This window comes from Erythrobacter dokdonensis DSW-74 (genome assembly GCF_001677335.1).
GTDB classification, from domain to species: domain Bacteria; phylum Pseudomonadota; class Alphaproteobacteria; order Sphingomonadales; family Sphingomonadaceae; genus Erythrobacter; species Erythrobacter dokdonensis.
This window is the reverse complement of sequence record NZ_LZYB01000003.1, coordinates 426,119-448,419: the sequence shown is the minus strand read 5'-3', so window position 1 is coordinate 448,419 and position 22,301 is coordinate 426,119. Positions and strand designations below refer to the sequence as shown.

At 66.3% G+C, this 22,301-nt stretch carries 17 protein-coding genes and 1 tRNA gene; 8 read left to right on the top strand and 10 right to left on the bottom strand.

Annotated elements, in window-relative coordinates; all coding sequences use genetic code 11:
- Positions 1–71 precede the first annotated feature (71 nt).
- From bfr to I603_RS08450, 4 genes are all read right to left on the bottom strand, one after another.
- A complete protein-coding gene (bfr, locus tag I603_RS08465) occupies positions 72–554 on the bottom strand; it encodes a bacterioferritin (protein WP_068864000.1) in 483 nt (160 codons plus the stop codon).
- A gap of 150 nt (positions 555–704) precedes the next feature.
- On the bottom strand, positions 705–857 hold the full coding sequence (locus tag I603_RS08460; protein WP_324613938.1) for a ferredoxin: 153 nt from the start codon (positions 855–857) through the stop codon (positions 705–707).
- A 261-nt stretch (positions 858–1,118) separates the two neighbouring features.
- Positions 1,119–2,414 carry a DUF418 domain-containing protein gene (locus tag I603_RS08455; protein WP_068863997.1) on the bottom strand — a complete coding sequence of 432 codons (1,296 nt, stop codon included), beginning with the start codon at positions 2,412–2,414 and terminating at the stop codon, positions 1,119–1,121.
- A 115-nt stretch (positions 2,415–2,529) separates the two neighbouring features.
- A complete protein-coding gene (locus I603_RS08450) occupies positions 2,530–3,522 on the bottom strand; it encodes an SPOR domain-containing protein (RefSeq protein WP_068863995.1) in 993 nt (330 codons plus the stop codon).
- 256 nt (positions 3,523–3,778) lie between these two features.
- On the opposite strand from I603_RS08450, the gene I603_RS08445 reads away from it, so the two are divergent.
- From I603_RS08445 to I603_RS08435, 3 genes are read left to right on the top strand one after another with little or no spacing between them, the layout of a single operon-like run.
- The gene (locus I603_RS08445; RefSeq protein ID WP_068863993.1) at positions 3,779–4,498 is read left to right on the top strand and encodes a ParA family protein; all 720 of its coding nucleotides are present in this window, start codon (positions 3,779–3,781) and stop codon (positions 4,496–4,498) included.
- Between the two features lie 23 nt (positions 4,499–4,521).
- Positions 4,522–5,175, top strand: a complete 654-nt coding sequence (locus I603_RS08440) for a toxin-antitoxin system HicB family antitoxin (protein WP_068863991.1) — start codon at positions 4,522–4,524, stop codon at positions 5,173–5,175.
- A 48-nt stretch (positions 5,176–5,223) separates the two neighbouring features.
- Entirely contained in the window at positions 5,224–6,606 is a 1,383-nt protein-coding gene (locus I603_RS08435; RefSeq protein WP_068864167.1) for a tetratricopeptide repeat protein, read from the top strand.
- Positions 6,607–6,968: 362 nt separating this feature from the next.
- Here I603_RS08435 and I603_RS08430 read toward each other — a convergent pair whose 3' ends face one another.
- Positions 6,969–8,198 carry a dihydroorotase gene (locus I603_RS08430; RefSeq protein WP_068863990.1) on the bottom strand — a complete coding sequence of 410 codons (1,230 nt, stop codon included), beginning with the start codon at positions 8,196–8,198 and terminating at the stop codon, positions 6,969–6,971.
- Positions 8,195–9,214, bottom strand: a complete 1,020-nt coding sequence (locus I603_RS08425) for an aspartate carbamoyltransferase catalytic subunit (protein ID WP_068863987.1) — start codon at positions 9,212–9,214, stop codon at positions 8,195–8,197. Before I603_RS08425 ends, I603_RS08430 begins: the two co-directional genes overlap by 4 nt.
- Positions 9,215–9,322: 108 nt before the next feature.
- On the opposite strand from I603_RS08425, the gene sppA reads away from it, so the two are divergent.
- The 4 genes from sppA to I603_RS08405 all read left to right on the top strand — a co-directional run bounded on the left by sppA (position 9,323) and on the right by I603_RS08405 (position 14,927).
- Positions 9,323–11,215 (top strand): signal peptide peptidase SppA, encoded by a 1,893-nt coding sequence (gene sppA, locus I603_RS08420; protein WP_068863985.1) that lies wholly within the window; start codon positions 9,323–9,325, stop codon positions 11,213–11,215.
- Positions 11,216–11,321: 106 nt separating this feature from the next.
- Positions 11,322–11,396: transfer RNA gene (locus I603_RS08415), tRNA-Val, on the top strand.
- 129 nt (positions 11,397–11,525) lie between these two features.
- Positions 11,526–14,153: a M14 family metallopeptidase gene (locus I603_RS08410; protein ID WP_068863983.1), complete on the top strand. Its 2,628-nt coding sequence runs from the start codon at positions 11,526–11,528 to the stop codon at positions 14,151–14,153.
- A 39-nt stretch (positions 14,154–14,192) separates the two neighbouring features.
- Entirely contained in the window at positions 14,193–14,927 is a 735-nt protein-coding gene (locus I603_RS08405; protein ID WP_068863981.1) for a SemiSWEET family transporter, read from the top strand.
- Here I603_RS08405 and I603_RS08400 read toward each other — a convergent pair.
- From I603_RS08400 to I603_RS08385, 4 genes are all read right to left on the bottom strand, one after another.
- Entirely contained in the window at positions 14,901–15,578 is a 678-nt protein-coding gene (locus I603_RS08400) for a Fe2+-dependent dioxygenase (RefSeq protein WP_068863979.1), read from the bottom strand. The genes I603_RS08405 and I603_RS08400 overlap by 27 nt on opposite strands.
- A 94-nt stretch (positions 15,579–15,672) precedes the next feature.
- A complete protein-coding gene (locus tag I603_RS08395) occupies positions 15,673–16,677 on the bottom strand; it encodes a DUF6607 family protein (RefSeq protein ID WP_068863977.1) in 1,005 nt (334 codons plus the stop codon).
- 28 nt (positions 16,678–16,705) lie between these two features.
- Positions 16,706–18,970: a TonB-dependent hemoglobin/transferrin/lactoferrin family receptor gene (locus tag I603_RS08390; RefSeq protein WP_232305300.1), complete on the bottom strand. Its 2,265-nt coding sequence runs from the start codon at positions 18,968–18,970 to the stop codon at positions 16,706–16,708.
- Between the two features lie 188 nt (positions 18,971–19,158).
- Positions 19,159–19,800, bottom strand: a complete 642-nt coding sequence (locus I603_RS08385) for a TetR/AcrR family transcriptional regulator (RefSeq protein WP_068863976.1) — start codon at positions 19,798–19,800, stop codon at positions 19,159–19,161.
- Positions 19,801–19,922: 122 nt separating this feature from the next.
- On the opposite strand from I603_RS08385, the gene I603_RS08380 reads away from it, so the two are divergent.
- On the top strand, positions 19,923–22,238 hold the full coding sequence (locus I603_RS08380) for a TonB-dependent receptor (protein WP_068863974.1): 2,316 nt from the start codon (positions 19,923–19,925) through the stop codon (positions 22,236–22,238).
- The last annotated feature ends 63 nt before the right edge of the window (positions 22,239–22,301 follow it).

The window sequence follows — 22,301 nt, the reverse complement described above, 5'->3', positions numbered from 1 at the left end:
ATAGCACAAGGGGCGGAAAGCCGCGTTCCGGCCCCGCCCCCTGTCGTTATTCCGGCCCTGCGCGGGCGCGCTCAGCTTTCGCCGGCGGCCTGGCTTTGCAGCTGGCAATAGTTCTGCAGGCCCATGCGCTCGATCATCTCGAACTGGGTTTCGAGGAAATCGACATGCTCTTCTTCGTTCTTGAGGATGTCCTCGAAGATCTGCGCCGAGGTGTGATCCTTGACGCTGCGGGCATATTCGGCAGCCTCGCGCAGCAGCGGGATCGCCTCGTGCTCGAGCGCGAGGTCGGCCTTGAGCACTTCCTCGACCGTCTCGCCCACCTTCAGCTTGTGGATCGCCTGGAAGTTGGGCAGCGCTTCGAGGAACAGGATGCGTTCGGCCAGCTTGTCGGCGTGCTCCATTTCCTCGATCGATTCGTGGCGTTCATAGGCCGCCAGCTTCTTCAGGCCCCAGTTGTCGAGCACGCGGTAGTGCAGCCAGTACTGGTTGATCGCGGTCAGCTCGTTGGTGAGCGCTGCGTTGAGATGCTCGATGACTTTGGGATCGCCCTTCATGGCGGATCTCCTCCTTGCGATAGATCAAAGCGCCTGTCCGGCGTTGCGTCCTAGATAGACGCTGCCGGGCCTTGTCCGCAAGGGGAGCGGGATAAAATTTGTTTGAGAATCAGTCGCTTGCGAGACGTTCGCAATCGCGGCGGCGGGTGCTTATACTGCGAATACCTCGCAGGATGCGGCGGCACGCTGTTCCTCGATGATTTCCTGCGCCTCTTCAAGGCATTGCCCGCAATTGGGGCGCTTGCCGAGCGTGGCATAGGTCGCTTCGGCATCGCCGTTGCAGGTGAGCGCGGCTTGACGCAAATCAGTCTCACGAATGGCATTGCAGATGCAGATATACATAGCCGCCGAATCACTCCTGCGAAGCGTTTGCAGGAGTGAATGTATGCGAGTTATTCGCAATAACAAGTGCGTTTTTGTACCCGCAGGAGTCTTTGTGTCCGCATCGCCTCCGCGATGCGAAATCCTCGCTCATGCGCCCTGCGGGCGCGTCGCTGCGGGCGCGCGGTCGCGCTTGCGGCCTGTCCTCCGGCAGACCGGTCCATTGCTACACGCCAATCACGGCTATTTTCTTAGCGGGAAGACCTGCCGATAGGTCAAACAGCGCCACAGCCATTCAAGCGGGCCGTAGCGATAGCGATCGAGCCAGGGTTTGGACCATGCCAGCATCAGAACGCAGGTCAGCGCCACCACCAGATAAAGCTGCGGGCGATTGAGCTCTCCGAACAGTCCCAGCGCCCAGCCCTGGAACACGAACATCATGACGATCGAGGTGCCCAGATAGTTGGTGAAGGCCGCCCGTCCCGCGGCGCGAATGCGGTCGCCCAGCCAGCCGTTGGCGGACGGGGCATAGACCACCAGCAGCGCCGCAAGCCCCAGCACCATGAACAGTCGCGGCAGCGGGCTCCAGCCGACAAAGGCGGCGATGGTTCCGTAATAGCTGAACCCGTCGGCCCGCATCGCCAGCCCGATCGCGAGATGCACCAGCCCGCCCCCGATCAGCCCGGCCCAGCCCCACAGCAGCATCTTGCGCCGTTCGAAACCGCCGCTGAAAAACCCCATGCGATAAAGCGCCATGCCCAGCAGCATCAGCGGCAGCGTCTCGAAGCCGAACAGAAGCGCATTGGCGAGCGGTTCGTACCACTGCTCGGTCACGCGGTGCATGACCAGCGTGCCATAATCGCCCGAAGCCATCGCGGCGTTGGGGACTGCGCTTTGCTCCAGGGTCTCGGTAATGGCGGCCTCCATCCCGGCGCGCGCCTCGGCAATCTCGGGGCTATCGCCCAGCAGGCCCGACGTGATCGCCCAGGGCAGCGTCATCATCACGGCCAGAAGCAGCACCCCGCCCATATAGCCGAGCAAGGCCACAACCAGCTGGTTCCTGACGCTCCAGCCGATGCAGGCGAGCGCGAGGAAGCCGAACAGGGCATAGTAGAACAGGATGTCGCCCGGCCAGATGAAGAAGAAATGGATCATCCCGAACACCATCAGGATCGCCAGACGCCAGGCCTGCAGCGACCGGGTCGCACCCCTTGCCCAGGCTTTCTCCATGAACAGGTAGATCCCCGCCCCGAACAGCAGGGTGAACAGCCCGCGCATCTTGCCGTCGATCAGGATGAACTGGGCGATCCACATCCACCCGCCCGGATCGCCCGGTTCGGTCAGGAAAGCGGCCGGGTACATATAGGCATCAAAGGGTTGGCCGAAGGCAACGATATTGGCGGCGAGGATGCCCATCACCGCCAGCCCGCGAATGAAATCGAGCGTTTCGATCCGCTCGCCCTGCCTGACCGGCGCTACAACCGCCGCGTCATCGGCGAACATCTCGCGCGCCGCGCCTGCATCTATCGCATTTTCCATGGCTGATCCCCTGCCTTGAACAGGGGACACCCTAGCAAATCAGGCGCTTGAGGAAAGCCTGATACATCGCCCTGTGTCGATGGGAGCCATCGCTCCGCAGATTGGCCGCTGCGGCCTAGCCCCGTCCGGCCACGAGGCAGGCCTGGCCCTGCCGCTTGAGGCTGGCACAGGCCTGTTCGGCCGCGGCCTTGCTGGCAAAGCCGGACGCGAGCAGGCGGGTGACCTTGCTGCCGGGGACAAGCGTCTTGGTGGTGCCGGCCAGCGCCGGGTGGCCGGACAGCTGGCTCCACAGACGGTCGGCATTGCCTGCCACGCCGAAGGCGCCGAGTTGCACGCGCCAGTTGCCACCGGCGGGCGCGGTCGGGGCCGGAGCGGGAGCCGTTCGCGCAACCCGCGCGGGAGCCGGAGCCGCAGCCGGAGCCGGATTCGTCCTCACGGCCTGCCGCGGGGTCGCTGCGACCGGCGCGCCCGCGCCCGCGCTCGCGCCAGCACCCAGTTCGGCTGCGGTGAGTTCGGCATTGCGCCGGGTCTGGGCTTCGCTTTCGAGCTGGCGCGCAACCGACTGCGCCTGCTGGCGCTGGATCAGCGGGACATAGCGGTCCATCTGCGCCAGCGCGTCCTGCGCCTGCGGCAGGCCCTGCCCCTGCGCGAGGGTCATCAGCGCATAGGCGCGCACCCAGTCGCGCGGCGCATAATCGGCGTTGAAGTGCGACAGGCCCAGCACATATTGCGCACGCGGATCGCCGCGATCGGCAGCAGCGCGAATCAGCGGCATGGCCTTGCCCTGCTCGCCTTCCTGGAACAGCATGAGCCCGAAATTGTCGGCCGCCTTCACATGGCCGCGCCGGGCCGCTTCCTCGTAGAGCTGGCGCGCGCGCACGCTGTCGGCATCGACACCGCGTCCGATCCGATAGGCCTGTGCGAGGTTGAACAGCGCGTCGGCATCACCGGCGGCGGCAGGTTCCTGCCATTCGGCCACGGCCCGCGTGTAATCGCCCGCTTCCCACGCATCGACCCCGGCCTTCACGTCTGCCAGCACGGGCCCGGCCGCCAGCGCCACCAGTGCGGCCGCAGCGACGGCTCTCGTTCCTGCGAATGTCCAAACCATGATGTCTCTCGCGTGATCCTGTCCGGTTCCCGAACGCTTTCTTAAGCGCATCACGGTTAGCAAACTGTTGCCGCGCCTCCTGTCATGCCGCGCGGGCGCGCGCGCGCCGTCCGGGCCGGACAATTCAGGACTTTGCCTAATGCGCAGGCTCTTAACCCAAAATTAGGGGTATCCTGCGATCCCCTTCACATCCGGCCGCAAAACCGGGTCGCAATGGGGCGGTTCGCAGCGGCATCAATCCAGGGGGACCCAGGCGTTGCGTGTACTCGCTTTGGCATCGCAGAAAGGCGGATCGGGCAAGACCACCTTGTCCGGACATCTGGCCGTCCAGGCCCAGCGCGCGGGCGCAGGCCCGGTAGTGCTGATCGACATCGATCCGCAAGGCAGCCTCGCGGACTGGTGGAACGAGCGCGAGGCGGAATATCCCGCCTTCGCCCAGACCACCGTCTCGCGGCTCGCGGGCGATCTTCAGGTGTTGCGCCAGCAGGGCTTCAAGCTCGCGGTGATCGACACCCCTCCGGCCATCACCATGGCGATCCAGTCGGTGATCTCGGTCGCTGAACTGATCGTGGTGCCGACCCGCCCCAGCCCGCACGACCTGCGTGCCGTGGGTGCGACGGTTGACCTGTGCGAACGCGCCGGCAAGCCGCTGGTGTTCGTCGTCAATGCCGCCACGCCCAAGGCCAAGATCACCTCGGAAGCCGCCGTCGCGCTGTCGCAGCACGGCACGGTTGCACCGATCACGCTCCACCACCGGACCGATTTCGCCGCGTCGATGATCGACGGGCGCACGGTGATGGAAGTCGATCCCGAAGGCCGCAGCGCCGCCGAGATCGCCGCGCTGTGGCGCTACATCGCCGACCGGCTCGAAAAGAATTTCCGTCGCACCGTGTTTGCCGCCGCGCCGGGTGGCGCCGCGCAGATCGGTGGCCTGCCGCGTCCGGCCGGTGGCTTCGGTCGCCGGGTGGCGCAGTAAGCGCGAACGAGGGAACAAGAGCGATGTCCGAACCCGGTTTTGCCTCGCTCGGTCCGACCTTGCTGGCCCGCAAGGGCGGTGCCAAGCCCGCGATGCGCCCCCAGGTCGCGCCGCTGGTGGCGGACGAGGCGGCAATCGCCGCGATCGCCGATGAACAGCTCGAGGATCTCGGCTGGAATGACATGGGCCAGGACGCGGGGAGCGACGGGCACAATGATAACGGCGCCGACGTGGTGCCGATCAACCAGGCGGTCGCCGCGGCCGAGGCCGATGCGGCCCACAACCCGATCGTGCGCCGCCAGCAGCGCCGGCTGGAGGAACGCGTTCTTGCCGATGCGGTGATGACCGGCCCCGAAGACGAGGCCGAAGAAGCCTGCGCCGACGAGGATGACGCATACCTCGCGCACGAGGATCACGCCGAAGCCTTCGCCGCCGGACAGGATTTCGCGCCCGAACCCGTGGCACTGCCCGCCGCGCCCGCGCGCGTCGCCGTGCGCAAGACCGAACGCCGCGCCGCCTTCACGCTGCGGCTCGACCCCGAGCGCCACCTCAAGCTGCGGCTTGCCGCAACCATGCAAGGCATGAGCGCCCAAAATCTGGTGACCGAGGCGCTCGACCGCCTGCTCGCCGAAATCGACGATCTCGACATCATCGCCGCCCATCTCAAACGCCACTGATATCGGCAACCACGCGAAACTGCAGGACACACCAAGGGGATAATGACCATGGACCGCAGCACCAAGACCGGCTTCACCGCGCCGCGCCTCACGCTGGCCGTCACCACCGCTTTGGCAGGGCTGGCGCTCGCCGGATGCACAACTTCGGCTGCACCGCGCGCCGACCTGTCCTTTGCCGATGCGCAGACCGCGCTCAAGAAGGGTCAGGCAGAACGCGCCATCACCCATGCCGAAGCAGCCGTGCTGGCCGAGCCGCGCAACCCCGGCTACCGCGCGCTGCTGGGCGCAGCCTACATGGAAGCCGGCCGCTTCCAGTCGGCCGCGACCAGCTTCGGCGATGCGCTCGATCTGGGCGACGAGGATTCGCGCACGGTGCTGAGCTTCGCGCTCGCCAAGACCGCGCTGGGCGAAGGCAAGGCGGCGGTTTCGGTGCTCGATGAATATGCGCGGGTCATCGATCCGGCCGACCTTGGTCTTGCCTATGCACTGGCCGGACAGCCCGAACGCGGCGTCCATGTGCTGCTCAACGCCGTGCGCGGCAGCGAGGAAGCCACTCCCAAGCTGCGCCAGAACCTCGCTTATGCCTATGCGCTGGCGGGCAACTGGCGCATGGCGCGGGTAATGGCGGCCGAGGACGTGCCTGCCGACAAGCTCGATGCGCGCATGACCGAATGGGCGACGATGAGCGCGCCCGAACACTTCCAGCAGCGTGTCGCGGCGATGCTCGATGTGACCCCGCGGATCGACAGCGGCCAGCCGCAGCGGCTCGCCCTCGCCAATTTCCCGGCGCAGGAAGTGCTGGTGGCGCAGGCCGCCGCCCAGGCCGAAGTGCCGCAACTGGCCGAAGCCGCTCCGGCGTCTGCTCCGGTCGTCGAGGCGCCCGCGCCGCAGCCCGCTGCCAAGGCCAAGCAGACCGTGGCCCAGGCCTTTTCCGAGCCGGCTGCGACCCCGCAGCCCGAAGCCCGGCCGACTCCGGTGGCGGCGCTCGCCGAGGCGGCAGGCATCCGCTACATTTCCGAGCCGGTGGTGCAGCAATTGCCCGCCCGCAGCCCGGCCGCAGCCCCGCGCGCGGCTGCCAGCTCGCAGCGCCGGATGGCCGCCACGGCCGCTCCGGTTGTGAACGACAAGGCGGCGAACACCCACCTCGTCCAGCTTGGCGCCTATGACAGCAAGGTTGAGGCCGAACGCGGCTGGACCGTGCTGAAGCGCAAGTTCCCGCAGCTCAAGGATCACGATGTCGTCATCACCGAAGCAGTGGTGAACGGGCGCACCTTCTGGCGCGTCGCTGCTGCCGGTTTCGGCGCGATGAGCGCGCGCGGCATGTGCGGCACGGTCAAGTCGGCGGGACGGGGCTGCTTTGCCTATGCCGCCACCAACCCGCCCGCAGGCGCGGTCGATCGCGGCGTGCGGATGGCATCGCGGAGCCGTTAAGCCTTCCTACCCTTACCAATGAGCAAGCCTTGCTCCCGGATAGCCCCGCGCTGTCCGGGAGCTTTCTTGTGCGGCCTTGCGGGCTTTCCTACAGGGCGGGGCGCGCGATAGGGTGCGCGGGTGTCGGAAAGGCGGATTGCTGGCCCAATGGCCGCGTGAAACATGACCCGCGCGGGAGAAAATGGCAGAAATCGGCGGAAAAACATTCCGCTTTCCAACAAGGGCGAGGCATCTTCAGGCCCTTTCAGACCCCTGCCAGACCCGCCCTAGACCCCCTTTAGACCCGCTTCACGCCCCGTTTGCCCCGCTGTTTCACGGTGCCAGACCCGTCCTGTCCAGGGCCGGTTGTGTAGGATGGCAGGCTAAAGCCGGACCCCGCCCTTCCACAGCCCCAGCACCCGCCCCTGTGCGCCCTGCCGGTCGAAGGGGGTATTGTCGGCGGTGGCTTCCATCCGGCGGCGGTCGATGATCCACGGCGCATCCGGATCGATCAGCGCGATGTCGGCTTCCAGCCCTTCGGACAGTTCTCCCGCCGGAACCCCCAGCAGGCGGGCAGGGTTGCGGGCGAGGCAATCAAAGGCGCGCGACAGGTCAAGCACGCCGTCGCGCACCAGAGTGAGAACCATCGCCAGCAGCGTCTCGGCTCCGGCCATGCCGGGCAGCGCATCGGCGAAGGGCAGGCGCTTGTCCTCGGGCCCGCGCGGATCGTGACCGCTGGCGATCACGTCAACTGTCCCGTCGGCAATCGCGGCGAGCGCCGCCTGCCGGTCGGCCTCGCAGCGCAAGGGGGGCGAGAGGCGGGCGAAGGTGCGGTAATCGACGGTTGCAAGGTCGGACAGCATGAAATGCGCAGGGGTGATCCCGCAGGTGACGGGCAGCCCCCGTGCCTTGGCCGCGCGCACGAGATCCAACCCTGCCGCGGTCGTCACCTGGCGCAAATGCAGTTTCGCGCCCGCCAGTTCAGCCAGCGCGATGTCGCGGGCGATGGCGAGCGCCTCGGCCTCGGCAGGTGCGGCGGGCAGGCCTGCCCGCGTCGCGATCTCGCCTGCGGTGGCGACAGCATCGCCCGCCAGCCCTGCATCTTCGGCATGGGCGACCACCACCAGATCGAGCATCGCGGCATATTGCAGCAGCCGCAGCATCACGCCCGAATCCGCGATCCAGCGCCGTCCCGTCGCAATCCCGCGCGCGCCGGCCTGCTGCATAAGCGCAAGTTCAGCCAGTTCGCTCCCTTCAAGCGCGCGCGTCGCTGCGGCGAGCGGGTGGACCCACAGATCGGGCTTGCCGCTCTTGGCGATGAAGCCGACGCGGCTCGGCAGGTCGAGCGGCGGCGACTGGTCCGGCATCAGCGCGGCGCGCGTGATCCCGCCGAAATGGAAGGCCGGCTTGTCGACTGCAAAAACGCCCAGATCGACGAGCCCGGGCGCGACCAGCTTTCCCCGCGCATCGATCACCTCGTCGCCGTCCTGCGGAGCGACATCAGGCCCGACGGCGATGATGATCCCTTCCGCGCAGCGCAGCGCGCCGGCGACAATCCCGGCGGGCGTCACCACCCGGGCATTGGTGATGGTGAAAGGCCTCGCCTGCTTCATGCCGCCCAGCCCTCCACGCCCCGCGCCTCGCGCGTCAGGATGTCGAGGCAGGCCATGCGGATCGCAACGCCCATTTCCACCTGCCGGGTGATCAGCGAACGGCCCGCCAGATCGGCAACCTCGCTGTCGATCTCGACCCCGCGGTTCATCGGGCCGGGGTGCATCACCAGCGCATCCGGGCGGGCGAGCGCGAGGCGTTCTGCCGTCAGCCCGTAGAGGTGGCGATATTCACGCGGGCTGGGAATGAACTGGCCGCTCATCCGTTCCGACTGGAGCCGCAGCATCATCACCACATCCGCCCCTTCGAGCGCCGCGTCGAAATTGTGGAAGGCGCTCACCCCCATCGCTTCCACGCCCGCAGGCATCAGCGCCGGGGGTGCGCAGACCCGGACATTGGCGCCCAGCGCGGTCAGGCAAAGGATGTTGGAGCGCGCCACCCGGCTGTGCAGGATATCGCCGCAGATCACCACATTGAGGCCGGTGAAGTCCTCTGCCCCCTCGCCGCGCTCGTCCAGCGCGTGGCGCAGGGTCAGCGCATCGAGCAGCGCCTGGGTGGGATGTTCGTGCTGCCCGTCCCCGGCGTTGAGCACGGGGCAATCGACCTTGTCCGCGATCAGGCCGGTGGCGCCCGACGAGGCATGGCGGATCACGATCGCATCGGCGCGCATCGCATTGAGCGTGATCGCCGTGTCGATCAGCGTCTCGCCCTTCTTCACGCTCGATGTGGCGGCGTGCATGTTGACCACATCGGCCCCCAGCCGCTTGCCCGCGATCTCGAACGACAGCAGCGTGCGGGTGGAGTTCTCGAAGAAGGCGTTGATGATGGTCAGGCCCGACAGGAGGTCGGTGTGCTTGGTGCTCTGGCGGTTGAGTTCGACCCACTGCTCGGCCTCGTGCAGCAGATAGAGGATCTCGTGCCGGGCAAGCCTGCCAATGCCGGTCAGGTCGCGATGGGGAAACGCCATGCGCCCCGCCGGAAAGCGGCCCGAGGACGCAGGATGATCGCTCGCAGTCATTGAGACCACGCCCTTAGTCGAGCGCCATGCGTCGCTCAACCCGCTTTCCCATGGAAGTTGACGCGCAAAGTCCCTAGACCGGCACCGCAAACGCAAAAGGGGCAATGAATGAGTTTTGTCGGCAAGGTCTGGAAGGTGCTCGTCGGGATCAAGGACGGGCTGGTATTGCTGTTCATGCTGCTGTTCTTCCTTGCGCTGTTCGGAGCCCTCTCGGCGCGGCCCAGCCCCGGGCAGGTGCGCGAGGGCGCCTTGCTGATCGATCTTTCGGGAAGCATCGTCGAGGAGAAATCGGCGATCGATCCGATCATGGCGCTGCTCAGCGGCGCGGCTCCGCTGGAAGAATACCGGGCGCGCGATATCGTGCGGGCGCTGGATGCGGCGGCAAGCGATGAACGCATCAAGGCAGTGGTGCTCGACCTTACTACCTTTACCGGTGGCGGCCAGGTGCACCTTACCGCGATCGGCGAGGCGATGGACCGCGTGCGGGCGGCAAAAAAGCCGGTGCTCACTTTTGCGCTCGGCTATGCCGATGACCACCTGCTGCTGGCTGCCCATGCCAGCGAGGTCTGGCTCGATCCGCAGGGGGCTGCGCTGGTGACGGGGCCGGGCGGCAATTTCCTCTATTTTGCCGATCTGTTCGAAAAGTTCGGCGTCAATGCCCGGGTCTATCGCGCTGGCGAGTTCAAGTCCGCGACCGAGCCCTATGCGCGCAATTCGATGTCGCCCGAGGCGCGCGAGAACATCGGCGCGGTCTATGCCACGCTGTGGGAGGAATGGCAGGCCAATGTGAAGAAGGCCCGCCCCAAGGCCGATCTGGCTTTGGTGACGGGCGACACGGCTGCATGGATTGCCTCGGGCGACGGCGATCTGGCCGATGCCGCGCTCAAGGCGGGGCTGGTCGACAAGCTCGGCGACCGGACGCAATTCGGAACCCGGGTGGCAGAGATCGCGGGAAAGGATAGCCGGAACAAGCAGCCCGGAGCCTTCGCCGCGAGCGAGTTGGCCCCTTTCCTTGCCGACATCGGCTCGCAGCGCGACGGCAAGAAGATCGGGGTGGTGACCATCGCCGGCGAGATCGTCGATGGCGAGGCGGGCCCCGGCACGGCCGGCGGCACGCGCATCGCCGACCTGCTCGACGCGGCGCTCGACGATGAACTTGCGGCATTGGTGGTGCGGGTCGATTCGCCGGGCGGCTCGGCCACCGCAGCCGAAGAAATCCGCCGCGCGATCCAGCGCCACCGCGACCGCAAGATCCCGGTCGCCGTGTCCTTCGCCAATGTCGCGGCAAGCGGCGGTTACTGGGTTGCCACATCGAGCGACCGCATCTTCGCCCAGCCCGAGACGATCACCGGCTCGATCGGCGTGTTCGCAGTGCTGCCGAGCTTCGAGCGCGCCGCAGAGCGGCTCGGCGTCAATGCCGACGGCTACAGCACCACGCCGCTTTCGGGCCAGCCCGACATCATCGCCGGCTTCTCGCCCGAGATGGACGCGGTCCTGCAGGCCGGCGTCGCATCGACCTATCGTGATTTCCTTGCGCGGGTGTCCAAGGCCCGCAAGATGCCGGTCGACAAGGTCGATGCCATCGGCGGAGGCAGAGTCTGGGACGGCGGCACCGCACGCCAGAACGGGCTGGTCGACCAGTTCGGCGGGCTCGAGGATGCGCTTGCATGGGCGGCGGCCAAGGCCGGGCTCAAGGACGGAAAATGGCATCCGGTGTTCCTCGGCGAGCAGGCGGAAAACTACGATCCGCTGATTCGCCGGCTGCTCAGCGGCATGGCCGCTCCGGAGAGCGTGCGGCAGGCTGGCGACGGCTTTGCGCTGGTGGCGCGCCGGCAGGACGAACTCGCCGCACGCCTGACCCGGGATATCGAGCGGCTGACGAGCGGAACAGGAGTCCAGGCCTTCTGCCTTGCCTGTCCGGGACAGCCCGCGCAGTTCTCCCGCGGGGCAGCGTCGTCAGGCAATCTCTCCAGCCTCGCACGGCGGCTGCTGGCCGATTGAGGACGCGGCACCAAAAAGTAGGCCTGACAGACACCGCGAGCGCTTGCCAAGCGCGTACCGGCACAGTAAAGGCGCGCCCCTGTCCGGGCCGCAAGGACCCACGGACGGGCGCGTAGCTCAGCGGTAGAGCACACCCTTCACACGGGTGGGGTCACAGGTTCAATCCCTGTCGCGCCCACCATTCCCGCCAGACGCGGCGCGCGAATGGTCTTGCTGTTCGTCGCGGCGAACACCTCTCTGCTTGACCCGGCGGCCGACTTCGCGGCAAGGCAGGCGCCTGTCGTCCGTCCGGACCGAGCGAGGATTATCGATGCTTGAGGGAATCTGGAGCCGCTGGCTCGTCGTGCTGGTCGCCGTCCTGGGAATGTCGGGAGCCGCCCAGGCGCAGTCCTTTGCGCAAGGCACCTTCGATCCCGCCATGCCGACCCTGGCCGAAACGGTCGGCCATGCGCCCGGCACGCGCATCACCTCGCCCGACCAGACCTATGCCTATCTCAAGGCGCTGGTCGCCGCGGCACCCGATCGCACGCGGATGGTGCAATATGCGAGCAGCTGGGAAGACCGCCCGCTCTATTATGTGATCCTCTCCGCGCCTGAGAACATTGCCCGGCTCGATGCGATCCGCGCCGACCTTGCCAATATCGGCGCGGGCCGCGCCTCGAACGGGGCGGCGCTGCCGGTGACCTGGCTCGCCTATGGCGTCCATGGCAACGAGATCTCCTCGACCGATGCCGCGCTGATGACAGCCTATCACCTGCTCGCCGCGCAGGGCGACGAACGCGCCGCACGGATCATGCGCGAGACGATCGTGGTGATCGACCCGATGCAGAACCCTGACGGGCGCGCGCGCTTCGTGAACAATTTTCTTGCTGCCAGCGGGATCGATCCTGCTGCCGACCGGCAGGCGGCCGAGCATGACGAGCCCTGGCCGAGCGGGCGGGTCAACCACTACATGTTCGACCTCAACCGCGACTGGTTCACCCTCTCCCAGCCCGAAACCCGCGGCAAGGTCGCCGCGATCCGCAGCTGGAACCCGGTGGTGGTGGTCGATCTGCACGAAATGGGCGGGGACGAAAGCTATTTCTTCAGCCCTGCCGCCCAGCCCTTCAGCCCCAATCTCACACAGGCCCAGATCCGCGCCTATGAACTGATCGGCCGCGCCAATGCCGCCGCCTTCGACGCGATGGGCGAACCCTATTTCACCCGCGAGGTCTATGACCTGTTCTACCCCGGATATGGCGATACCTGGAACGCGCATCAGGGCGCGATCGGCTCGACCTATGAACAGGCATCGGCGCGCGGGCTGGTGTTCGAGCGGCGCGACGGAACGGTGCTGACCTATGCCGACGGGGTGCGTAACCACTTCACCGCCAGCCTCGCGACCGCCGGTGCGGTAGCCGAGAACCCGCAGCGTTTCCTCAGCGACTTCGCGCAATATCGCGCCGCCAACGCCAGCGGCGCAGCCGGGCGCGGCACCTATGTCATCGACCTTTCCAAGCGCCGCTGGAATGCCGAGAGCCTCGGGCGGCGCCTTGCCGCGCAGGGCATCACCGTGCTGCGCCGCGAGGGTTCGGCGAGCATCTGCGGCAAGACCTATCCGAAAGGCTATCTGGCGGTGCCGCAGGCCCAGCCCGCCGCGCGGCTGGTCAAGAGCCTGCTCGACCGCGACACCCCGCTGCCGGACGGTTTCCTCGAGGAACAGGAACGCCGCCGCTCGCAGGACCTGCCGCACGAGCTTTATGATGTCACCGCTTGGTCGGTCGGGCTGATGGCCGGGGTCGATGTCACGCTTTGCAACGCCGCCGCAACCGGTGAGGCGCTCGGGCCCGACACCCCGATTGCCCCGGTCAGCGAAGGCGCGGGCGCTTTTGCCGTCGCGGTGCCGTGGACGGACAGCGGACAGGCGCGCTTTGTGACGCTGGCGCTGCGCGAAGGGATCGAGGCGCGCGTGACCGACAAGGCCTTCACCAAGAACGGCCGCGAATTTCCGCGCGGCACGGTGGTCTTCCCGGCGGGCAGCAACACGCCCGAAAAGATGGCCCGCCTCACCGCGCTCGCCCGCGAGGTCGGCGCGCATACCGTGGCGATGGATTCAGGCTGGGTCGATGACGGCCCCAACCTCGGTAGCGAAAGCTTCGCGCGGCTCACCCTGCCGCGCGTCGCGGTCGCCTGGGACGACGGCATCTCGCAATTGAGCGCGGGCGCGCTGCGCTATGTGCTCGAACGGCGCATCGGCCTGCCGGTCACCCCGATCCGCACCCAGCGCCTCGCCCGCGCGGACCTGTCGGATTATGACGTGCTGCTGGTGCCCGAAGGCGATCCTTCCGCCATCCTTGGCGAGGGCGGGATGCGCAACATCCGCGATTTCGTGCGCAAGGGCGGCGTGCTGGTGGCGGTGGGCGACAGTCTTGAAACCTTCAGCGGCGGCGATGCGCCGATGCTGGCGGTCAAGCGCGAGGCGGCGCTGGGGCGCGAGCCGGGCGCGGGCGACAAGGACGGCGATGCCAGCCTTGCCGAAGCGGTCGAGATTGCGAGCGACGCCGAATATCGCGAGGCGATCAAGGACCCGAAGGCCCTGCCCGATACCCTGCCCGGCGCGCTGCTCAACGTGGTGGCCGAACGCGATCACTTCCTGTCGGCCGGATATGACGCGGGCGGCGTGGTGCTGGCCACCGGCACGCAGATCTTCACCCCGCTGGGCCGCGATGACGGGGTCAACGTGCTGCGCTTTGCCGCGCCCGGAAATCTCGTCGCCAGCGGATATGTGTGGGACGAGAACCGCCGCCAGCTGGCCTACAAGCCCTATCTGATGGCGCAGCGGCAGGGGCGCGGGCTGGTGATCGGCTTCGCGCATGACCCCTCGACCCGCGCCTATCTCGACGGGCTCGATCTGGTGATCGCCAATGCCGTTCTGGTCGCGCCATCGCGGGTGCGCTGAGGCTAGGCTTACCGCGCGGATTGTGCCATTCCACCCGCCATGGCGCTGTTCGAAGCCATCGTCGTTGCCCATGTCGTCACCGGGACGGTCGGTCTGGTCGCCTTCTGGGGGCCGATCGTCACGCGCAAGGGCGCAAGCAATCACCGCAAGTGGGGCAAGGCCGCGTGCTACGGCTTTCTGGGCGCGGGCAGCCTTGCGATCGCCATGGCGCTGCTGTCGCTCTACGGGCCTGAGGAGCGCATCCCCTCGGTGACCGACCGCGAGCTGTTCGCCGGGCTGTTCGGCTGGATGATGCTCTATCTCGGCATGCTCACCATCGGCTTTGTCGATTACGGCCTCGCCGTGGTGCGCCATGCCCGCGACCGGCGGGCCTTGCGCTCCTTGCGCTATCAGGGGGTGATCGCGGCGGTGGTGGTCTCGGCGCTGTGGTGCGGGTGGTACGGGATCAAGGTCGAACACCCGCTGATGGTGCTGGTGGCGGTGGTCGGGCTGGTCGCGATGACGATCCAGCAGGTCTATATCTGGCGCAGCGAGGATCCGCCCAAAGGCACCCATGTTGGCGAGCATTTCCGCGCGCTGATCGGGATGGGAATTTCGGCCTATACCGCTTTCCTGTCCGTGGGGCTCATCCGGATGGTGCCCGAACACGTCTTCAACCCCGCGATCTGGGCCGGGCCGAGCGTGATCGGGGTGAGCCTGATCATCTGGTTCACGATCAAGGGCAAACGCCCCGCGCGGGCCAAGGCCTCAGGCGTGCGCCCACATCCGCAATAGGTTGGCGATGGTCTTGTCGAGCGTCAGCAGCTCGGCCGACTGGCGCGGCAGCTTCTCGCGCAGAGCCGTGCGCAGGTTCTCCAGATCGAAAAGCATCTCGCGCTGGCCCTGATCGGCGACAAGGCTCTCGATCCAGCCGACGCACACTACCCGCTCGCCGCGCGTCACGGGCCGGACCTCGTGGATGCTGGAGGAAGGGTAGAGCGCCAGATGCCCGGCCTCGCCCTTCACTTCCTGGCTCATTCCGGCGGCGTGGATGACCAGTTCTCCGCCGTCATATTCCTCCGGCGGAGTGAGGAACAGGGTGAAGGAGAGATCGGTTCGCAGCCGTGCGGCGCCTTTGCCCATCAGGGCATTGTCGACATGCGCGCCGTACTGACCGCCGACGCCGGTGTTGCTGACAATCAGCGGAGAGAAGCGGCGCGGCTGTGCGGCGGCCTTCACCACCGGGTGATCGGCGATCAGCGGGAGGAGTTCGTCATGCATCCGCTTGCCGGCCGAGGTGTCCATCGCCGCCTGCCGGTTGCGCTTGACCTCGCGCGCGGTGGCACCGGCGGTCTCGCGCCCGTCGCGCCATTCGAGCAGGTCGATGCGCTGGCGGATCGCAGCGAGACGGTCGGGATCGTCGAGAGCGTTGATGACGAGGATCATGCTTCGCGCTCTAGCTTGCGCGCTGCGTGATGGAAAGCATGCGGCACGGCGGGGGAAGAGGACACATTCCCCCGCCGCGCCGTTTCGGCTTTCGTCAGCCGCCGTTGCGGGTGGTGCCCTCGGCAATCATGGCGATGGCCTTTTCCTGCGCCGCCTCGGGGGTTTCCTTGCCCGCCTTGATGAGATCGGCAAGGATCAGCAGTTCATTGGCAATCGCCGTGCCCGCGCCCGCTTCCTGCTCGATCCGGATACCGCCATTGGCCTCGGCCACCTCGTCCCACTTGCCGCGCACCGCGTCCCAGTAGCCCTTGGTCTTTTCCCAATAGGCCTCGGCAGCAGCGACATTATAGCCGTCGAAGCGTTCATAGGTGTTGAGGACATATTCCTGCACCACCGGCGTGGCCTCGCCCTTGCCATCCTTGGGTGCGATCATCTTGGTATTGTCCTGCCAGTGGATCCAGCCTGTGGGGGTCAGCTGGTGGCGGTTGATGCCCATGTAGTGATCATAGACCGGATTGCGGATCGCATCGCGGCGGGCGAGCGGGCGGGCCGTCCAGTTGGAACGCCAGCGCTTGACCCCGTTGGTCGTTTCCCACTGGCCCCAGCCGGCATAGCGCGGGCTGTCGTCAACCTGGTACACGGTCTGCGACCAGCGCCCGGCGCGCATCCGCTCGGGCACGTCGCTCCATTCCCAGGTCTCGCCACCCGAATAGGTCAGGATCTTGGCCGGTTCGTATTCCCAATCCTGCCGCCAGTGCTTGACGATATAGGGATTTTCGTCGCCCCCGGTCACGAGCAGGTGCTGGAGCACGATCTTGGTGCCGGTATCCTCGATCACGCGCACCGATTCATACCCGCCCGAAATCTTGCGCTCGAGCGGTTCGTAACCTTCCATCCAGGGGGTCGATTCCTGCATGTCGAAGGTCACCTTGAAGTCGCCCGCCATGGCGAGGATGGTCTGGCGGTCGGCCTCGAAGGCGGCTTTGGCGGCATCCTCGGTCTGGACGATCGGCTTGTCGGCCAGCGCCGGTGCGGGAACGGCCGTCAAGGCAAGAGCGGCAAGACCGGTGGAAAGCAGGGTTCGGGTCAATCTGGTCATGGGGTCCCTCGTCAGTTGGTAATGCAATTCAGAATCGATAGCTTGCCGAAACACTAACATTTCGTCCCGGCCGCGTGAAGGCATCAAGAATTCCTGCATCCTGCCTGCGCAGCCCGCGCACGTCGGACCACAGGGCGTATTTCTCGTTGGTGAGGTTGAAGACGCCGACCCGCAGTTTCAGCGCGTCGGTCACCGCGAGGAATGCCGTAAGGTCGAGGATCGTCGAGGCTTCGGGGCGCACGAACAGGTCGGTGCCGTCCGCCGCGCGCTCGAGTTCGCCCGCTTCCTTGCGGCCATTATGCGTCAGGATCAGCTCGCCCCCGAACCGCCCGCCCGGGTCGCGATAGCCCATCCCGGCGATGAGGTTGAACGGGTCGATCGTATCCAGCGGCAGGCGCGCACCCGTTTGGTCGAAGGTATCGCCATCGGCATAGGCCATCGCGAAACGTGCGTTCCAGCCGCTATCGAGGCGCATTTCCGCCCGTGCTTCGACCCCCTCGATCCGCGCACCGCTGAAATTGACGAACTGGAAGATCGCCGGATCCTGGGGCGTAAAGGAGCCGCTGACGATCTGCTGGCTGATGAAATTGTCGTAATCGCCCCTGAAGCCCGTGACCTGCAGCGAGAAGATATCGCCGACATAACGCGCGCCGGCTTCAAAGCTCTCGCTGGTTTCGGGGCGCAAGTCGGGATTGGGGATCGAGGTGTAGCCGCCGGCAATGAATTCGAAGAAGTTGTTCACCTGGGATGGCGTCGGCGCAAGGAAGCCCTGCGCGTAGTTGCCGAAAAGGATCAGGTCGTCGGCCAGCTTCAGGGTTGTGCCGAACTTGGGGCTGAGGCGGCTTCCGCTTTGGCCGGCAACAGCAAAGCCGGGCAGCAGCGGGTCGTCGGTCGGGTTGAGATCGTAAAAGTCGAACCGGAGCGCAGGGAACAGGGTCAAAGCCCCATCGAGGAGGGTAATCTCGTCCGAGAGGAACACACCGCCGAGCGTGAAGTCGGTGACCGGAAAGGCACGGGTCGGGAAGGTCTCTCCGCGGCCCGGGAAGGTGCCATCGCGCAGGCCCTCCTGACGGGTCCAGCTGACATCGCCGCCGAATGCGATGCGATGCGTCATGCCGCCCAGATCGAACCCGCTGCGCAGCTCGGTCACGGCACCGTATACTCGGTTCTCGAAAGTGTTCAGCCGTTCGCGGTCGGGTGCCGGGATGAACCCGAGCGCGGTGCGCTCCTCGAAGGCGAACTGGCGGTCCGTGGCATCCTGCCAGAAGGCGGAAAGGAAGGCATATTCGATCGCGTCTTCCGGGCTGCCGTCATAGGTCCAGTCGAGCGAGGCGCGGACCCGTTCGTTGGTATCGCGCGCATTCAGGGCGTCGACGTTCCAGACCGGCGCGGGCCCGAACAGGAAGGCAGGGCCAAGCCCGGTCAGCACCTCGGTTTCGACCGCGGCATCCAGCCATTCGCCGGTCAGCCGCACGCGGTGCGAACCGTTGTCCCACACCAGCTTGGCGAGCACTGCATTGCTGCGTCCGTCCTGCGGGTTGGGCGCGGTGCGGGTCGGGCCGGTGCCGTCATTCTCGCCGCGGTTTTCCAGCTCGGAGAAATCGCGCCGGGTATAGGCGACCATGGCCGAAAGATTGCCGCTTTGACCGGCGAGCGTCGCGGTCTGCGCAAATTCATCGTCCTCGCTCGAGAATTGCGAGGTGACGAAGCCGCCGACACTGTCGCCCTTGAGGATGTCGACCGGATCGGCGGTGACAAAGCTGACGGCGCCCGCCAGCCCGTCGCTTCCGTAAAGTGCCGAGGCCGGACCGCGCAGGATCTCGACCTGCTTGACGAGGCTGACATCAGCAAAGCCGCCGCGGCCAGCGTCCTGCGGGCCGAAGGCGAGGCCCTGGGGCGAGCGGATCCCGTCGACCTGGATCAGCACGCGGTTGCCGCCGATCCCACGAATGACAAAGTCCTCGTTGCGCGCCCGTCCGGTCGAGCCGAAGGCCGCGCCGAAGCGGGCAGGCGCACGGCGCACGCTGACACCGGGTTCGAAGCGGACCAGATCCTTGATGTCGGTGGCCAGCTGATCGGCGATTTCCTCGTCGGTGATCACGGTGACGGTGGCAGGCACCTCCTCCTGCAGTGCCGGGGTACGGGTCGCGGTGACGACAATCCGGCCGGTCTGCTGCTGGTTCTCGGCGCTTTCGGACTCGATTGCGGACTCCGCACTGGCGGCTGCCGCAGGCAGCGCAAGGCCTGCGATGACGAGGGCATGGACAGAGGCAAAGGAACACAAGGTCTTCAAAGTCGGCGCTTCCTGCTGGTGGAGAGGTCTGGCGCGCTTCTGACCTTATTGCGAATGAGAGTCAATACATATGCTATTGAGAATTGTTCGCATACGTGTTGTACGGCCCGCAATGCGATGCGGCACGCCTGGCGGCGGCCCATGTCAGGTGACGGATAGAGAGGGGCCGGACGCGACCGGCGCGACTGTCAGCGCCGCAGCACGCCTTCGGCAAGCAAGCGATTAACGCCGGCCGCGACATCATCGGCCGTCATGTCCGCCCCGCCCCAGACGACATAGCGCAAGCCGACAAACACGTTCATGCCCATCAGAGCCCAGGCCTCGAGCTCTCCGAGACCGTCGCGGAATTCGCCAGCCCGTGCGCCGGCCGTCAGGCGATCGGCAATCCGGGCTGCGATGGTTTCGTAATGCTGGCGATAGCTTGTCGGATCGACGAATTCGGCCTCATCGATAATGCGGTAGATTTCCTTGTGTTCGGCAGCGAAGCGCAGGAAGGCGGCCAGCGCGGCACGTTCGATCTCGAGCGCGCCCATGCCATCATGCAATGCCGAACGCGCACTGGTGCGCACCTTCTCGCTCATGTCGGCGACCAGTGCGCGGAACAGCGCGTCCTTGCTGTCGAAATAGGTGTAGAAACTGCCCAGCGCGACACCGGCGCGCCTGGTGATCGAGCTGACCGACGCCTCGTGGAAACCCTTCTCGCCGAACTCCTCGGCCGCTGCATCAAGCAGCTTGCGCAGGGTGCGCCGTCCGCGCTCGGTGCGCGGCGCCTTGGCATCGCCGCCCGCGGCCTGCGCGACCCTGACCTCGGCTGGCCGAGTGTTGCTCATCAGCTACTCCCTCCGCGCATTCGGTAGGCTTTGCCCGGCCTGAGCACAAGTCTAAACTTGAAAGGTGGTTCAACTTTCAATATTGAGGCAGCGAGAAGAGGGCCAGGAGAGGATAAACCCACATGACCAAGACGATTTACGCGCGTGCCGCGCTGCTTGCCGGTTGCGCAGGAATTGCCACTTTCGCAGCGCCGCTCGCCGCCCAGGACGAAGTTGCGGGCACCACCGCGAGCGAACAGGAAGACGGCGTGATCATCGTCACCGCCCGGCGCCGCGAAGAACGACTGATCGACGTGCCGCTTTCGGTCACCTCGCTGTCGGGTGAAAGCCTCATCCAGCAGGGCGTGCAGGACCTTACGCAGATCGCACAGCAGGTACCCAACCTCACACTCGAGGTCAGCCGGGGCACGAACACCACGCTCACCGCTTTCATCCGCGGGGTGGGCCAGCAGGATCCGGTCGCCGGTTTCGAGGCCGGTGTGGGCCTCTACATCGACGACGTCTATCTGAACCGCCCGCAGGCCGCGGTGCTCGACATCTATCAGGTCGAGCGCATCGAAGTGCTGCGCGGACCGCAGGGCACGCTCTACGGGCGCAACACCATCGGCGGCGCGATCAAGTATGTCACCGCCGCCCTGCCGGACAAGACCAGCCTTATGGTGCGCGGCACCTACGGTTCCTATGACCAGGCCGACCTGATCGTCAGCGCCTCGACGCCGATCACCGATAATCTCAAGATCGGCGCGAGCGGCGCGCGGCTTTCGCGCGGGGGTTTTGGCGAGAACCTCACGCTCGGCACCGAAAACTACAACAAGGACGTGTGGGCCGCACGCGGCACCATCGAATTCGACAGCGGTCCGGTGTTCGTCCGCCTGTCGGGCGACTACATCAAGGACAATAGCGAGGCCCGCCAGGGCCACCGCCTGATACCCGGCCAGCTTTCCGGCGCACCGGTTCTCGACGACGTGTTCGACACCCGTGCCGGGCTCGACATCGTGGATCAGGAAGTGGAGGCCTATGGGGGCGCGCTGAATGTCGCGATCGAGCTTTCCGACACCCTCACCTTCAAGTCGATCACCGGCTACCGCGAGGACAAGTCCACGACCCCGATCGACTTCGACAGCCTTCCCGCGGTCGATCTCGATGTGCCGGCGATCTACGAAAACGAGCAGTTCAGTCAGGAATTGCAGCTGCTTTACGAAGGCGACCGCCTGTCGGGTGTGCTCGGCTTCTACTATCTCGACGCCAACGCTTTCACCGCCTTCGACGTGGCGCTGTTCACCACCCTGAACGGCCTGACCGCCCAGACGCTGGGCGATGTCGATACCAAGACCTGGTCGGTTTTCGGCGACTTCACCTATGACCTGACCGATACCATCAGCGTGTCGGTGGGCGGACGCTACACCAACGACAAGCGTTCGAGCCGGGTGCTGCGGACCACCTTCCTGGGCGGCTTCTCCGACCTGTTCGGCGGGGCAGGCTTCCCGATCGCGGTGACCAGCGACTTCGATGACAGCGCGACCTTCAAGGACTTCAACCCGCGCGCCTCGATCAGCTGGCAGCCCAATGCGAACCACAACGTCTATTTCACCTATTCGCAGGGCTTCAAGGGCGGCGGGTTCGACCCGCGCGGCCAAACCACCGCATGCCGCAACAGCACCGGCGGCGCCTGCACGCCGCAGGAAGTGTTCGACTTCATGGCCTTCGATCCGGAAACGGTCGACAGCTTCGAGCTGGGCTGGAAGGCCTCGCTGCTCGACAACCGCGTGAACATCCGCCTCGCCGGGTTCCTGGGCCAGTATGACAATGTCCAGATCCCCGGCTCGGTCGGCTTCGACAGCAATGGCGATGGCACCAACGACAGCTTTATCGGCATCACCTCGAACGCGGCTTCGGCCGACGTCAACGGGATCGAGTTCGAAGGCACGGCGCTGATCGGCAAGGACTTCGCCGGCGACGGCAGCCGCTTCAGCATCAACTGGTCGCTGGGCGTGCTCGATGCCAAGTTCAATACCTTCATCGATGCTTTCGGAAATGACGTGGCTGACCAGCGGGTGTTCCAGAACACGCCCGACATTACCGCGCATATGGGCTTCAACATGGGCCTGCCGGTCGGCGGCGGGATGATGGATTTCATCGGCCTGGCTTCGCTGCGTTCGGATGCCAGCCAGTTCGAAGTGCCCAACCCCTTCCTTGACCAGGACGGCTTCGTGCTGGTCGATGCGAGCATCGTCTATACCGCCGACAGCGGGCTCTATTCGATCGGGCTGCACGGCAAGAACCTGTTCGACAAGGAATACATCGTCGCGGGCTACAACTTCGTCGCCGGCGGCGTGGCCGGTGCGCCGTTCATCCCGACGCTGGGCCGCGAAGGCACGCTGACCGGCTTCTACGGCGACCCGCGCCGGATCTTCGTGACCGGACAGATCAACTTCTGAGCCCCTACCCTGTGAAGGGGCGGCGGCAGCCGAGGCACCGCTGCCGCCCCTTCCCTCTTTCCT

Bases quoted from the DNA above. Each gene is read 5' to 3' on its own strand.
- bfr (WP_068864000.1), bottom strand. From the start codon at position 554: ATGAAGGGCGATCCCAAAGTCATCGAGCATCTCAACGCAGCGCTCACC.
- I603_RS08455 (WP_068863997.1), bottom strand. From the start codon at position 2,414: ATGGAAAATGCGATAGATGCAGGCGCGGCGCGCGAGATGTTCGCCGAT.
- I603_RS08450 (WP_068863995.1), bottom strand. From the start codon at position 3,522: ATGGTTTGGACATTCGCAGGAACGAGAGCCGTCGCTGCGGCCGCACTG.
- I603_RS08440 (WP_068863991.1), top strand. From the start codon at position 4,522: ATGTCCGAACCCGGTTTTGCCTCGCTCGGTCCGACCTTGCTGGCCCGC.
- I603_RS08435 (WP_068864167.1), top strand. From the start codon at position 5,224: ATGGACCGCAGCACCAAGACCGGCTTCACCGCGCCGCGCCTCACGCTG.
- I603_RS08430 (WP_068863990.1), bottom strand. From the start codon at position 8,198: ATGAAGCAGGCGAGGCCTTTCACCATCACCAATGCCCGGGTGGTGACG.
- I603_RS08425 (WP_068863987.1), bottom strand. From the start codon at position 9,214: ATGACTGCGAGCGATCATCCTGCGTCCTCGGGCCGCTTTCCGGCGGGG.
- sppA (WP_068863985.1), top strand. From the start codon at position 9,323: ATGAGTTTTGTCGGCAAGGTCTGGAAGGTGCTCGTCGGGATCAAGGAC.
- I603_RS08410 (WP_068863983.1), top strand. From the start codon at position 11,526: ATGCTTGAGGGAATCTGGAGCCGCTGGCTCGTCGTGCTGGTCGCCGTC.
- I603_RS08405 (WP_068863981.1), top strand. From the start codon at position 14,193: ATGGCGCTGTTCGAAGCCATCGTCGTTGCCCATGTCGTCACCGGGACG.
- I603_RS08400 (WP_068863979.1), bottom strand. From the start codon at position 15,578: ATGATCCTCGTCATCAACGCTCTCGACGATCCCGACCGTCTCGCTGCG.
- I603_RS08395 (WP_068863977.1), bottom strand. From the start codon at position 16,677: ATGACCAGATTGACCCGAACCCTGCTTTCCACCGGTCTTGCCGCTCTT.
- I603_RS08385 (WP_068863976.1), bottom strand. From the start codon at position 19,800: ATGAGCAACACTCGGCCAGCCGAGGTCAGGGTCGCGCAGGCCGCGGGC.
- I603_RS08380 (WP_068863974.1), top strand. From the start codon at position 19,923: ATGACCAAGACGATTTACGCGCGTGCCGCGCTGCTTGCCGGTTGCGCA.